12 protein-coding genes are annotated in these 13,845 nt (G+C 56.0%); 3 read left to right on the top strand and 9 right to left on the bottom strand.

Features of this window, described 5'->3' with window-relative positions; all coding sequences use genetic code 11:
* Position 1: 1 nt before the first annotated feature.
* Entirely contained in the window at positions 2-748 is a 747-nt protein-coding gene (locus tag GKC68_RS19390) for an ATP-binding cassette domain-containing protein (protein WP_020693768.1), read from the bottom strand.
* Positions 749-1,124: 376 nt separating this feature from the next.
* Positions 1,125-2,147, bottom strand: a complete 1,023-nt coding sequence (locus tag GKC68_RS19385) for a LacI family DNA-binding transcriptional regulator (RefSeq protein ID WP_342656431.1) — start codon at positions 2,145-2,147, stop codon at positions 1,125-1,127.
* A 325-nt stretch (positions 2,148-2,472) separates the two neighbouring features.
* Here GKC68_RS19385 and GKC68_RS19380 point away from each other — a divergent pair, with 325 nt between their 5' ends.
* Complete coding sequence (locus GKC68_RS19380; protein ID WP_028723034.1) at positions 2,473-3,423, top strand: substrate-binding domain-containing protein; 951 nt, start codon at positions 2,473-2,475, stop codon at positions 3,421-3,423.
* Here GKC68_RS19380 and GKC68_RS19375 read toward each other — a convergent pair.
* Positions 3,416-4,297: a PfkB family carbohydrate kinase gene (locus GKC68_RS19375; RefSeq protein WP_342656430.1), complete on the bottom strand. Its 882-nt coding sequence runs from the start codon at positions 4,295-4,297 to the stop codon at positions 3,416-3,418. The two genes, GKC68_RS19380 and GKC68_RS19375, sit on opposite strands and share 8 nt — an antisense overlap.
* Positions 4,298-4,326: 29 nt before the next feature.
* Here GKC68_RS19375 and GKC68_RS19370 point away from each other — a divergent pair, with 29 nt between their 5' ends.
* Positions 4,327-5,172 carry a BtpA/SgcQ family protein gene (locus GKC68_RS19370; protein WP_064366320.1) on the top strand — a complete coding sequence of 282 codons (846 nt, stop codon included), beginning with the start codon at positions 4,327-4,329 and terminating at the stop codon, positions 5,170-5,172.
* A 352-nt stretch (positions 5,173-5,524) separates the two neighbouring features.
* On the opposite strand, the gene GKC68_RS19365 is transcribed toward GKC68_RS19370, so the two are convergent.
* From GKC68_RS19365 to GKC68_RS19355, 3 genes are all read right to left on the bottom strand, one after another.
* Positions 5,525-6,814, bottom strand: coding sequence for a DUF445 domain-containing protein (locus GKC68_RS19365; RefSeq protein WP_064366321.1), 1,290 nt, complete (start codon positions 6,812-6,814; stop codon positions 5,525-5,527).
* A 367-nt stretch (positions 6,815-7,181) separates the two neighbouring features.
* Positions 7,182-8,432 (bottom strand): type II toxin-antitoxin system HipA family toxin, encoded by a 1,251-nt coding sequence (locus GKC68_RS19360; RefSeq protein WP_058706446.1) that lies wholly within the window; start codon positions 8,430-8,432, stop codon positions 7,182-7,184.
* Positions 8,429-8,734, bottom strand: coding sequence for a helix-turn-helix domain-containing protein (locus tag GKC68_RS19355; protein ID WP_014606711.1), 306 nt, complete (start codon positions 8,732-8,734; stop codon positions 8,429-8,431). Before GKC68_RS19355 ends, GKC68_RS19360 begins: the two co-directional genes overlap by 4 nt.
* Positions 8,735-9,336: 602 nt before the next feature.
* Here GKC68_RS19355 and GKC68_RS19350 point away from each other — a divergent pair.
* Entirely contained in the window at positions 9,337-9,831 is a 495-nt protein-coding gene (locus GKC68_RS19350) for a hypothetical protein (RefSeq protein ID WP_264214900.1), read from the top strand.
* 32 nt (positions 9,832-9,863) lie between these two features.
* Here the strand turns inward: GKC68_RS19350 and GKC68_RS19345 are convergent, their stop codons facing one another.
* From GKC68_RS19345 to GKC68_RS19335, 3 genes are all read right to left on the bottom strand, one after another.
* Positions 9,864-11,366: a helicase HerA-like C-terminal domain-containing protein gene (locus GKC68_RS19345; RefSeq protein WP_263793469.1), complete on the bottom strand. Its 1,503-nt coding sequence runs from the start codon at positions 11,364-11,366 to the stop codon at positions 9,864-9,866.
* 91 nt (positions 11,367-11,457) lie between these two features.
* Entirely contained in the window at positions 11,458-13,026 is a 1,569-nt protein-coding gene (locus GKC68_RS19340; RefSeq protein WP_342656429.1) for an ABC transporter substrate-binding protein, read from the bottom strand.
* Between the two features lie 144 nt (positions 13,027-13,170).
* Positions 13,171-13,839, bottom strand: a complete 669-nt coding sequence (locus GKC68_RS19335) for a MarC family NAAT transporter (RefSeq protein WP_028723026.1) — start codon at positions 13,837-13,839, stop codon at positions 13,171-13,173.
* Positions 13,840-13,845: the final 6 nt, after the last annotated feature.

The raw sequence follows: 13,845 nt of genomic DNA, 5'->3' as shown, positions 1-13,845 counted from the left end.
CTCAGTGCGTCGCCGCAGAGCGGGCGACAAATTTTTCGCCCACGATCAAATTCACAATTTCGCCCAGATCGGTGTCCGCCACCCGGCGGTCTGCCACGTTGGTGCCTTCGTACATCACCATGATGCGATCGCACACCAGGAACAGATCTTGCAGGCGATGGGTGATCAGGATGACGCTCACGCCGCGCGCTGAGACCCGACGAATCAGCTCCAGCACCGCTTCCACCTCGGCCACGGCCAGCGCGGCGGTGGGTTCATCCATAATCAGCACTTTGGGATCGAAGGCGGCGGCGCGCGCGATGGCAATCGCCTGGCGCTGCCCGCCGGAGAGATTACGCACCAGTAAGCGCGTGTCGGGGATTGAAATGCCCAGGCCTTTCAGCATCTCTCGCGCATCCGCATGCATTTTCTCTTCGTCCAGAAACGGAATGCCGAGAATGGACTTCATCGGCTCGCGTCCCATAAACAGGTTGCCCGCCACATCCACGGTGTCGCACAGCGACAGGTCCTGATAAACCATTTCGATATGGCAGCGGCGGGAATCCGCCGGATTGCTGAACTGCTGCTCTTCACCGTCAATGCGGATCGTGCCGCTGGTGGGCACCACCGCGCCAGACAGCACTTTGGTCAGCGTGGACTTGCCCGCGCCGTTATCGCCCACCAGGCCCAGCACTTCGCCAGGCGCCAGCTGTAAGTTCACGCCGCGCAGGGAACGTATCGCGCCGTAGGTTTTGGTTATATTCACCATCTCTACCCGTGCCGGGGCAGTTTGTGATTGCTGCATTCGATAACTCCCATCACCACTAACGGGAAAAGCTGAACAGAGATAAAAAAACTTTATCGTGCACGGTTTACGCCCTTGTAAACCGGTTTACCTGCCAGATAAAGCCTTCATACGTAATCTCTGAACAACCGCTGTAACGATATTTGCTTGCCAGATACGTCATTGCAGCATCCGTGCCAGCCTGCAACACAGGCATTACACATCCGGTTTAACACGTTGTTTTTAAACACGTTTAAATGTTAACTTTTAGTAAACCGGTTTACCTACTATAACGCTCTGAAATTAAAATGCGCGTTATTTGCGCTAAAGTTGTGCGCTTTTGCGCCATTTTGGGACGCTGTTAACACATTTGTATCGAATCGCGCGCCACCCATTCCACCGCAAGACGGGTTTCGGAGGGAATATCGGGTTCGTCATTCAGGATGCGCAGCATAATGTGAACCGCCGTGCGGCCCAGTTCCCGGGCGGGCTGGCGGATGGTGGAAATGCGGGGTTGGGTAAAGTCGGCATAGGTGGCGTCATCAAAGCCCACCAGCGACAGCGCCTCGGGAGCCTGTAACCCGCGTGCGCGCAGGCCATCCAGCAGTCCCAGCACCAGGTAGTCACTGGCGGCAAACACGGCGGTTGGGCGGTGCGGCCGGCTGAACAGGTGTTGAAGCGCCTGTTCGCCAAACTCACGCTGGTATTCGCCGTACATCACCCATTCAGGCGGCACGGTCAGGCCCGCCTGCGCCATGGCGGTGCAGAAGCCCTGATAGCGTTCGCGCACGCTCATCAGCTCGTCCGGCCCGCCAACAAACGCGATGTGACGATGACCGGCGGCAATCAGTTTTTCGGTAGCAATGCGCCCGCCCTGCACGTTATCGGCGAACACCTTTGGCACCTTGCTGCCGGGAATATCTTCATCCAGCAGCACAATACGCTGGTGACGGTTAATTTCCTTACGCAGCAGCCCGTTATCCGGGTGGTTGGTGGTAAACAGCAAACCATCGACCTGGCAGGTATCCAGCCAGCGGATAAACTGGCTTTCCTTGCCGGGATGGTTGCGGGTGATGCAGAGCACAAGGCTATAGCCACAGGCCGAAGCGGCTTCTTCCGCCGCGTCCGCCAGTTCGGCAAAGAAGGGGTTAGTAATATCGGGCAGGACCAGCCCTAAGGTTTCGCTGCCGCCTTTGCTCAGGCGGCGCGCCAGGCTGTTGCCGCGATAATCCAGCTGGCGAATCGCCGCTTCAATCCGGTCGATCGTCTCCTGCGGCAGCAAAATGCTTTGATTCATATAGCGGGATACGGTTGCTTTTGACAGCCCGGCCAGCGTCGCTACGTCGGATAACAGCACCCGTTTTTTAATCATATCCACAGCCATCTTGCCCAGAATCGGCTATCTGTAACACAGTTACGCGCGCCGGATACAGTATTTTTGCGCCGCCCCTGGCGATAAAATAATCGCTTGACAAAATCTGAGCAGAAGAGAATGGTAGAGACAGTTTACCGCATGGCCCGGGAGTCCCTCCCACACTGGCTTAGCCCGTTTCAGGTGTTCACCATAATGGACAGTGAGCAGAAACGCGGTTATTCAGGTTCAGGCTGAATAAGCCATTCACACGATATTTGCCCGCCAACAATAATCCCTCTGCATTTCGATGCGGAGATCGACTGGTTATCGCACATTCCCGACGAGGAATTTTAAGATGATGGCATTTAACACCAGAAAACTGCGTTCTGTTGCGCTGGCAACGGGCTTACTGGCAGCGGGTTCGTTTTTTACTTTGGCTCATGCAGCACCGACTTATGCGCTGGTACAGATCAACCAGCAGGCCCTGTTCTTTAATCAGATGAATCAGGGCGCACAGGAGGCAGCGAAAGCCAGCGGTAAAAATTTAGTGATCTTCAACGCCAACGATAATCCCGTATCGCAAAACGACGCGATCGAAAATTATATTCAGCAGGGCGTGAAGGGCATTATGGTGGACGCGATTGACGTCAACGGCATTATGCCTGCGATTAAAGAAGCGGCCGCCGCCAAAATACCGGTGATTGCGATTGATGCGGTATTACCGGCGGGCCCACAGGCGGCACAGGTGGGCGTGGATAACCTCGAAGGCGGTAAGATTATTGGTAAATATTTTGTCGATTACGTGGCGAAAAATATGGGCGGCAAAGCGCGGCTGGGCATTGTGGGCGCGCTGAACTCAGCCGTGCAGAATCAGCGTCAGAAAGGCTTTGAAGAAACCCTCAAGAGCAATGCTGGCATTACCGTCGCGGATGTGGTGGATGGCCAGAACGTGCAGGACACCGCGATGACGGCAGCAGAGAACCTGATCACCGGCAACCCGGACCTGACGGCCATCTATGCCACGGGTGAACCGGCGTTACTGGGTGCGATTGCGGCCGTAGAGAACCAGGGGCGGCAGAAAGACATCAAAGTCTTTGGCTGGGATCTGACCTCTAAAGCCATCAGCGGCATTGATGGCGGATATGTCACCGCCGTCCTGCAGCAGGACCCGAAAAAAATGGGTGAAGAGGCGGTCAAAGCCCTGAACGCGGTGACGTCCGGCAAAACCGTGTCGAAAACCATTCTGGTACCGGCGACGGTGGTCACCAAAGCCAACGTGGACAGCTACCGCGCGATGTTTAAGTAGCTGCTGACTCGCCGCCTGCCTGGAGCAGCGCGGCGAGTTCCTCTGAGGTGGGGAAGGCCTGGCGGGTGCCATGCCGACTAACGGTCAGTGCGGCAGCCTTGCTGGCGTGAGTAAGTGCTAACTTATCAATCTCGCCTTCACGGAGGAGTGCGGACGCCAGCATCACGGCCAGAAAGGTATCGCCTGCACCCGTGGTATCCACCGCCTCAACGGGCGTGGCAGAGCAAAACTCGCGGCGGTCGTCCTGAATCAGCCAGGCCCCGGCGCTGCCGTGAGTAATCACTAACGTTTTAACCTCGCTGGGCGGTAACTGTTGGGCTTCATGCTGATTCACCACCGCAATATCCACCAGCGGCCAGCACGCGCGAAAACCCGCATGCACCGGCGAGGGATTAAAGACGGTGGTCAGGCCCAGGGATTTCGCCAGGCTGAACAGTGCGTGGGTTTTCTCGGGCGTGAAATTGCCCTGCTGCACCAGCAGATCGCCCGGATGCGCGCCAGCAAGGTGGTGACTGAGCGTCGAGACAGCCAGCGCCTCAGCCGCCGCTGTACTGGTAATAATGGCGTTATCGCCATCGGCGCTGTTTAAAATAAGCGAGGTATCGCTCAGGGTTGCAACAGGCTGCGCGGGCAGTAATGTCACCGGCTCGTTCATCAGCTGCTGACGGATCCAGTTTCCTTTGCTGTCGTGACCGGTCGCGGCAAGTAAAACCGTTTCGATGCCGCAGCGGGATAATACGATGGCCTGATTCGCGCCTTTACCGCCGATATCCTGCGAACGGTGATAACCATGCACAGAAGCGCCCTTAGCCGGAATATCCGTCACAGACCAGGTTTCATCGACAGTAATATTACCAGCCACATAAACACGCATAGTGTTTTCCTGAACAGGATAAAAAAGCGATGGTTGCTATATCAGCAGAAAAAAATGATGCAATACAAGCGATATTTTCCCGCCCAAAAGCCGTTATTGGCGTGATTCACTGTGATCCGTTTCCGGGGACGCCAAAATATCGCGGCAAATCCGTCAGCGCGATAATTGAACGCGCCTTACGGGATGCTGAAAATTATATTCTTGGCGGCGTTCACGGTCTGATTGTGGAAAACCATGGCGATATTCCGTTTTCAAAACCCGAGGATATTGGCCCGGAAACCCCGGCATTAATGGCGGTGATTACAGAAAAAGTACGCGAGCGTTTTGGCGTGCCGCTGGGCATTAACGTGCTGGCAAACGCTGCATTGCCTGCGTTTGCCACCGCGCTGGCGGGCGGGGCGGATTTTATCCGCGTCAACCAGTGGGCCAATGCCTACATCGCCAACGAAGGCTTTATTGAAGGGGCCGCCGCCAAAGCGCTGCGCTATCGCAGCCAGCTACGCGCCGAACATATTCGGGTGTTTGCCGACAGCCACGTTAAACACGGCAGCCATGCGATAGTCGCCGACCGCTCTATCCAGGAACTGACCCGCGACGTTGATTTCTTTGAAGCCGATGCGGTTATCGCCACCGGCCAGCGCACCGGCGACAGCGCCACGCTGGATGAAATCGACGAGATCCGCACCGCCACCGCCTTACCGCTGCTGGTGGGATCGGGCGTTACGCCTGCCAATGTCTGCCAGATTCTGGGACGCACCCAGGGCGTGATTGTGGCCAGCGCGCTAAAGGTGGACGGCGTCTGGTGGAATGATGTGGATCGGGCAAGGGTTAAACACTTTATGGCTGTGGCGCAGGCGGCGCTGGAGCAGCCCTGACCGCCGTTTATCGCCTGGCGCAGACAACAAAAAACCCCGAGGGTGAGACGAGGTTTTTTGTTTACGTCAGCACGGTTGCGTGCGGTGCACATCATGCATTATCAATCTAATCAGCCTGTTACAGGCAGCGGAAAGGGTCGCTGGCTGTAAGTGCTCCTGACCCCAGGAGCCAGCGTATGAGATGGATAGAAATCGCTCGCGTATTTCTGAAGCGCAGGGTCGCACGACTGCAACTGCCTGACATTATGGTGAAGTCCTTCAGGTCAATCACGTTCGGGCCGCACCTGAGGGAGGTGATGTTTACCTCCCTTTAATCATGTAGTTGAATTAAGCAGAACAGGGCAGTGTTAAATCAGGCCAGCCAGCCTTTCACCACCGGCAGCACGGCGGGGATCTGCGACAGCAGGTACAGCACCAGCCCGATGGTGCCACCCACCAGCGTGCCGTTGATGCGGATAAACTGCAGGTCCTTACCGATGTTCAGCTCGATCTGCTGCGACATCTCCCGCGCATCCCAGCTTTTCACCGTGTCGCTGATATGGCGCGTCAGGAAGGCGGCAAATTCCGGCGCCGCGCTGCGGGCGGCCTCTTCCAGATGCTGATTCATGGAGCTGCGCAGCCCTTCATCGGCGGCCAGGGTTTCGCCCAGCCAGAGCGCGGCCAGGCGGACCTTGTCCTGCACTTTTGAATCATCGCTGTTGAGATCCGCTTTCAGCCAGTCGCGCAGATCGCCCCACAGTTCGCCGATATAGCGGTTCAGCGTGGGATCGTCTTTCAGCCAGCCTTTGATCACCTCGGCGCGCTCTGCCATCTCCGGATCGTTTTTCAGTTTCTCGATCAGGCGATCTATCGCGCGGTTAAAGCCCAGCCGCAGCTCATGGCCCTGATCCAGCGCCACATCATCCAGCAGGGAATCCACCGCGTTCGCCACCAGATCGGCACTGTGCTCGCCCAGCCACTCGGTTGGCAGCACTTTGGCCTTGATGGGATGCTCGCGCTTCAGCCAGCGCACCAGCTGGCTGGCGATAAATTCCCGGGTGCTGGGCTTATGAAGCAGCCGCAGCAGCTGATCCACAGCGGCATCCAGCAGTTCCTGATGGCGATTATTTTTGGTCAGGCTTTCCAGCATCAGCGCGCCGGTCTGGCTGAGATCCACCTTGTCGATCGCCTTATGCACCGCACGGCGCATAAAGTGTTGAATGCGGGCATCGTCTGTCAGATCAAGAAAGCCGCGCATCACCTGCAACAGATGGCGACCGACCCGATCGGCGTTGCCGGGCGCGCTCAGCCAGGTGGCCAGCATCTGCGACGGATCGTGACGGCGGATCAGATTCAGTAGCGAATCGGTATCCAGAAACTTTTCCTGCACAAAGCGGCCCAGATTCTCACCGATGCGATCTTTATTGCGCGGGATGATCGCCGTATGACGGGCAATAAACGGCACCGGCACGCGGCGAAACAGCGCCACCACCGCAAACCAGTCGGCCAGCGCCCCGACCATCGCGGCTTCGGCAATGGCTTTGATACCGCTGACATAAAAGTTGGGCGGCAGAAACAGCGTGACGACAAAAGTGACGGCAGCCAGCAGCAGCAGCGAGAGCGCCAGGCGTTTGGTCCGTTTTAGTTCAAGTTGTTTATCCATGTCCTGATCTTAGCAGCTTGCCTGATGATTAAGTATAAAATGCCGGTTTGCGCCCGTGTTACCCTGATCAGAATGGGGCTTGTTTAACGCAGTAAATTTGCGACAAAGTAGATGAGTAGTGGGATGAATCACACCAAAATTTATCCCCAGGATAACGGCTTTCGTGACTCAGGTGCCCGGCATTAGAAACAGGATTCAATGCACGAAACGGATCAGGGTTAAATCACGGGTTAACAGGCGGCGGGCAGCCGAAACGAATCAGGTCTCCAGCAGCGCACTGACGCTGGGAAGTAAGGTACATCACCGAAAAAAAAGGACTATAATCCCATTTATCGCTACCTAATGGGAATAAATTCCCATTATGGTGTCAGACGTTGAATGCCGATTCCTGTAGGGCTTGCTCGGCCCGGCCAATGCCTAAGCCCTTAGCAACATGTCGCCACGACTTCACCGCGCTCAGCACCTCATCGTAGATTTTCGTTGCGTCACTCTGTGACAGCCTGAAGAAATCTTTTACCTCAAAAGCGAGTCGGTAATCGAGCGCGTTGTCTGAATCATTAATATTGAGATGAAGCCCTTGCTTGCCGACAATCGGGTTTACATCATAAGCCGGTGATAACGTCCAGCCCTGCCGTGTGAGCAAGAAACCGTGATTGCGCAGATGGTCGTCAGTATTCGATACGGCAATATTCAGCACGATTCTGCGCCATAGCTGGGCTAAATCGGCTTTTGTTTGCGCGCCCTGGGTGGAGAGAAATTCGGCGATTTCTAAATAACTGGCCCCCTGCGACTGCTCACCATCATAGTAGTGAAGCTGTGTCATTGCCGATGAAAAATGAATCCGCTTTTCACCCTCGCGATCGAAGCGGCGAGTTAAAAAGGTATGGTGTGTTGATGAAAACCGCCTGATTTCGGCAGGAGACATATTAACGCCAGCCGCGATGGCCAACTGATGGCACACCATCTCCCATGCACCGATGTCACAGGTGTCTGTGGTATTGGGAAACTTGGCGATCCACAACTGGTTATTCTCATCGGTCACACAGGCCTTTGGCCTTGCTCCGCCTAATGATGACCCCGGTGAAATCAGCATTTTCAACCAGGTGTAATATTCATCACTATCAATATTTTCAACTTTTTCAATGTGCAGGGCGGCATGCTCTAATTCTTGTAGTGCCGCGATTGGCGGGGCGGCAAAATCACTGTTGTTATCCAGAAAATCATCACATCCTGATTTCCTGAATCGAATGCCGCCCATTCGATAAGCATCATGTACGCCCAGAAGATAATCCAGCTCAGTCAGTCGACTATTCGCCCGCATACCCTTACGTGCTTCAATCGCTGCGCGACGCTGCATCAAAATACGCCCCCAGCGATCGGGTGACGAATCGAGAAAAGCACGGAAGTTTTTATTTGCTTCGTCGTTGTAAAGTTCCCCTGAATGAAGCGTCAGCATAGGATCGATTTGCAAACGGTGGGGAGAGGTTAAAAATGCGTTGTCATATGAAAAGCTAAATACACCGCCACGACTGGAATCACTGTAAGAAAGATGGCCCAGCAATAAAGGCTTCTCTATGGGTTGCCAGTCTGCATAGACCTCAATGCTTTCACGACTCATTTTGAACCTTCCAGCAGTTTAATGTTTTGCAGCTTGATACCGACCTCATCGTGAGCCGCCATTTCTGCAAAATTGTTTTCCATTCCCAGCACGGCCATGATTTTTAAATAGGTGCCAATGGCAACGCCCGGATCGCCTGCGAAGGCCTTGTTTATCGTCTTATGATCAAAACCGGTTCGCTCGCATAGCAATTTTTTGGTGAAGCCACGGCGTTTCATCGCCAATAGCAAATCCTCACCAAAGTGCATGAGGATTTTGCGTTGCCTGGGAAACAACACATTGTGCAAATCTCGTTTTGCCATCAACCTATCCCCGGGACTAAATTCCCAATTTTAGTTTAATAATGGGAATATAATCCCTTTTTTGAAGTTGTACAATCAATCTTCGTTTTGACCCTTTCAACGCGAATTCGCATAATTTATGCCTCTGAGCGGGCAGCGAGAACATCACCCCAACCTGATTTCTGTACGAAAAAGCGCAGAACTGTCATAGAAATGTCAGTTCAGTGTATATCGTTAAGCTCATTATCAATGCGAAGCGCAGGGGAAAAAGCGTGCGTGACAGTGGATAGGCTGGCCATTACCGTTTCATGATGGCGATAGCCATGGGGATGCATGTCAGACATGGTGAAAGTATGCGACATTTCTGATCGTTAATGCCCTGCAAAGTTGCTATTGGTTATCCTCGCAGCAGCGCACCCATAGCACGCTTTATCCGGCGCTTGTCACTAAGATTTAGCGCATGACTGGCGCATGTCGTGGAAAATTTGTTAAGAAAGTGGATGTTCTTGAGTGGCTTATTTGCATTAATTGTTCAATTTACTCTGGGCTCAACCGCAATGCACTGTGCGGTATTTCAATTTGTTGACGCACCCTATCCATGGAACCAGACCAGGAGAATTCACGTGAAAGCAATCGCAACGGCAACCACAAGTCAGTTGATGCTTATGAGTGGCATCGGCGCGCACGCAGAAGGGCTGACCACCTCTGCCGATGGAAAAAACCTGACCGTCAGCTTCGGAAAGCCCACCATGAAGCAGGTCCTGCATTACCGTAAAATGTACGACAAAAAACCCTTCCCCGATGCCGAAATTTATTACTACGACAACGGCACCTATAAAATCATCTCGCAGGGGGAAAACCATTATGGCGTGTACGTGATGCAGGGCGATTTCGATGACGAGACCTTCACGGTGCGCTTTATTTCGCTGCCGTCCACTGACTGGGGCAACAAAACCGCCTTCCATCAGTTGACCTTTGTGCGCGGCGATAAGCAGAACGTGTTTATTCAGAACGCGATTGTCGATACCGGCGAGGCGATTGCCCAGCAGAACGGCACTTACACCCAGGAAAAGAACACCGTCACCAACCCGGTGTCCACCAGTTGGAAACACGAGTAGCGTTGAGGTGGCAGCCTGGCTGCCACCGTATTTTACCGACGGCGACCGCCAAACAGGCTGCCCAGCACGCCGCGAATAATCTGGTTAGTAATCTGTCGTCCCGCGCTTTTCGCCATGGTTTGCACCACGCCATCCCGCTTGCCGCCGCGCGGACCGGTGCTGCCAAACAGGATGTCTTTTAATCCCCCCAGAATACCGTCATCAACCGCCACCCGGTTGCCTTTGGCTTCGGGCGCATTGGCCTTGTCACTGGCGGCCTGCACGCCCTGTTGCAGACGTTCGTAAGCCGATTCCCGATCGATCTCCGTGTCATATTTGCCCGACAGCGGAGAATGGTTGATCAGCCCGTTGCGCTCGTCCGTGTTCACCGGCCCCATGCGCGAGCCGGGGGCGATCACCATCGCCCGTTCCACCACCGACGGGCTGCCTTTGGCATCCAGAAAGGAGATCAGCGCTTCGCCGGTGCCCAGCGCCTGGATCGCCTCTACGGTCGTAAAGGCCGGATTGGCGCGCAGGGTTTCGGCGGCGGTTTTCACTGCTTTCTGATCGCGCGGGGTAAAGGCGCGCAGCGCATGTTGCACCCGGTTGCCCAACTGGCCCAGCACCGTATCCGGAATGTCCGCCGGATTCTGCGTCACGAACCAGATCCCCACGCCTTTGGAGCGGATCAGGCGGATCACCTGTTCTATCTTCTCCAGCAGCACCGGCGGGGCATCGTTAAACAGCAGGTGCGCCTCGTCAAAGAAAAACACCAGCTTGGGTTTATCCAGATCGCCTGCTTCCGGCAGATGCTCATACAGCTCTGACAGCATCCACAGCAGGCTGGTCGCGTAAAGCTTAGGCATCTGATACAGCTTCTCGGCCGACAGGATGTTAATGATGCCCTTGCCGTCGCTGTCGACGCGCATCCAGTCGCTAATCTCCAGCATCGGCTCGCCAAAGAAGTGCTCCGCGCCTTGTTCTTCCAGCGCCAGCAGCCCGCGCTGAATCGCGCCCACCGAGGCGCTGTTGATATTGCCGTACTGCGTCTGAAAACTTTTCGCGTTATCGCCGATGTACTGCGTCATGGCGCGCAGGTCTTTAAAATCCAGCAGCAGCAGGCCCTGATCGTCGGCAATGCGGAAGATGATCTGCAGCACGCCGCTCTGTACCTCGTTCAGGTTAAGCAGCCGCGCCAGCATCAGCGGGCCCAGATCCGACACGGTTGCGCGCACCGGATGGCCTTTCTCACCGAAAATGTCCCATAGCACCACCGGATTGCGCTGCGGCTCCCAGTCGGTCACGCCGATGTTGGCCAGCCGCGCCTGCAGCTTTTCACTGCTCTGGCCTGCCATCGCCACGCCGGTTAAATCGCCTTTCACGTCCGCCATAAATACCGGCACGCCGATGGCGGAGAAGGATTCCGCCAGCTTTTGCAGCGTCACGGTTTTGCCTGTGCCTGTGGCACCGGTGATCAGACCGTGGCGGTTTGCCATCTGCGGCAGCAGGTGCAGTTGAACGTCAGGGGTTTGGGCGATAAGCAGGGGAGCGGTCATAGCGCAGTACTCATAAACAGTCAGTCATGCGTCAATCATAGCCAGCGGGGCGGCAGCCGTCAGTAAAGATTACGTGCTGCCGCCTGGAAATTTACTTCTCCACCTCTTCAAAATTCAGCAGCGTGACGCCAATCCCCTGCTGGGCGTGCGTCACGTTTTTGCGCAGCGCGACCTGCACCTCGCCCTGTAGCATCACCACGTAAGGCGAGTTCTGCTGAAGCTGCTGTTGCAGCGAGACGTAATCGGCCCGGCGCTTCGCGGCATCGCTTTCTCCGGCGGCTTTACGGGTCAGGGCGCTCAGTTCAGGAATGTCCCAGCCCACGCGCCAGGCCAGGGTTTTGCTGCCGTTCGGCACGTTATAGGCAAAGGTGCTGGCGTTAGTGTTCGGGTCGATGTAGTCCGCGCCCCAGTAGGTAAAGATGGATTCGAACTGACGGCTGCGCATCTTGCTCCACAGCTCGGATTCCGCCACCGGCTGGATATCCAGATTTACATCCGCCTTCGCAAAGCTCGACTGCAGCGCCTGGGCAATATCGATATACGGCGGCTGATTCACCACCGACAGCGCGATGTGCGTGCCGGGCTTAATGCCGCCTTTGGCTAAAATCGCTTTGGCCTTCTCGACATCGTAGTGGAACGGTGTGGTTTCCAGCGCGCCGTCAAAACCCTGGGGCAGGAAGCTCTGGTGCACGCGATATTGCCCCTTCAGCAGCTGATTCGCCAGGCTGTCGTAGTCCACCAGCCAGCGCGCCGCCTGCCATAAGGCCGGATTGCCCAGCGCAGGCTGCTGCGTGCTTTTGGTGTTAAAGCCCAGGTAGTAGATCAGGCTGGAGGGAAAGGCGGCGATGTGCACGTTGGGATCGCTTTTCAGCGAGGCCAACTGATCCGGCCCCAACTGGTACGCCGCATCTACATCGCCCTGCTGGATCAACAGCCGACGGGTGCCCGGATCGGCCACGCCTTTCAGCAGCACCCGTTTCAGGTGCGCTTTCTGGGTGCTGTTGGGATTGGCCTCCAGCACCAGCGCCTGCAGGGGCACGAACTGCTTGATTGCGTAAGCTGCGCTGCCCGCCGAGTGGGTTTTCAGCCAGCCGTTGCCGAAGTCGTTACTGGCGGCATGGGACTGCGCCAGCTTGCTGTCAACGATGGAGGAGACCGGCGCGGTCAACAGGCGCAGGGCCAGATCCTGCCCGATCTCTGCCGGCCAGCGCAGCTCCAGCTGATGATCGTTGTTCACGGTGAACTGCTGATCGATGTTCTCCGGCGTCCAGCCAAATTCACTCAGGATAAACGAGGGCGCTTTGTTCAGCTTTACCGCGCGGGTGAAGGAGAACACCACGTCCTTTGCCGTTAACGGATTGCCGCTGGCAAAGCGCGCCTGCGGGTTCAGGTCAAACACCAGGCTGTTTGGGGTTTTACCCGGCTGCCAGTGCAGGGCCGCCAGAGGGGACAGCTTCTGCGGATCGTTATGATCCGGCTCCAGTAACGTCTGATAGATATTACGCAGGCTGCTGTTGCTGACGGTTTCAAAGCTTTCCGCCGGGTCAAAACTGATAATGCCGTCCAGCGGCACGGCGACCACAAACGTATCTTTCGGCGTTGCCGCGTGGGCGGCAGAGGAGAGAGCAAGGGCGGTTAGCAGGAGCAGCGGTTTGCGCATGGCGGTTATCCTTAATGATTGATAACCCTACTGTAACCCGCGCCAGAGCAGGTCAAAATGCCGGTTTGTTCTGAGCTATGCCAGTTTCGTCTTAGCCGAGTTGTTTCAGGTGACAGGCCGCCCTGATGCGGGCGGCTCAGATCGTCAGTGGAAGTTATGAATCACTTCCAGCACGCCGTTAATAATGAACTGCACGCCCATGCACACCAGCAGAAAGCCCATCAGACGCGAGATCGCCTCGATGCCGCCTTTGCCCACCAGGCGCATGATCGCCCCTGAACTGCGCAGGGAAATCCATAAAATCACGCTCACCACCAGGAACGTCAGCACCGGCGCGACGTTCAGTACCCAGGCCGGAAAATCCACCCCGCTGCGCACGGTAGACGCCGAGGAGATGATCATCGCGATTGTCCCCGGCCCGGCGGTGCTGGGCATCGCCAGCGGCACAAAGGCGATGTTCACCGGTTCCTGCGCGGTTTCCAGCTCATCGTGCTTGTGTTTGGCTTCGACTGAATGGCCCACTGGCTTCGCCGGAAACAGCATCCGAAAACCAATAAAGGCCACGATCAGCCCACCCGCGATGCGCAGCCCCGGAATGGAGATGCCGAACGTGTGCAGCACCGCGCTGCCCGCGTACCAGGCCACCATCATGATGGCGAACACATAGATGCTCGCCTGCAGCGCCTGACGGTTGCGCTCCCGAAAATTCATCTCACCGGCCAGGCCCAAAAACAGCGCCACGGTGGTGAGCGGGTTGGCGAGCGGCAGGATCACCACCAGCCCCAACCCGATTGCTTTGATTAACTCCAGCATGCCTTA

The sequence above is a fragment of the Pantoea sp. RSPAM1 genome (assembly GCF_038816185.1).
Taxonomy (GTDB): Bacteria; Pseudomonadota; Gammaproteobacteria; order Enterobacterales; family Enterobacteriaceae; genus Pantoea; species Pantoea ananatis.
This window is presented reverse-complemented; position numbering and strand designations above follow the sequence as displayed.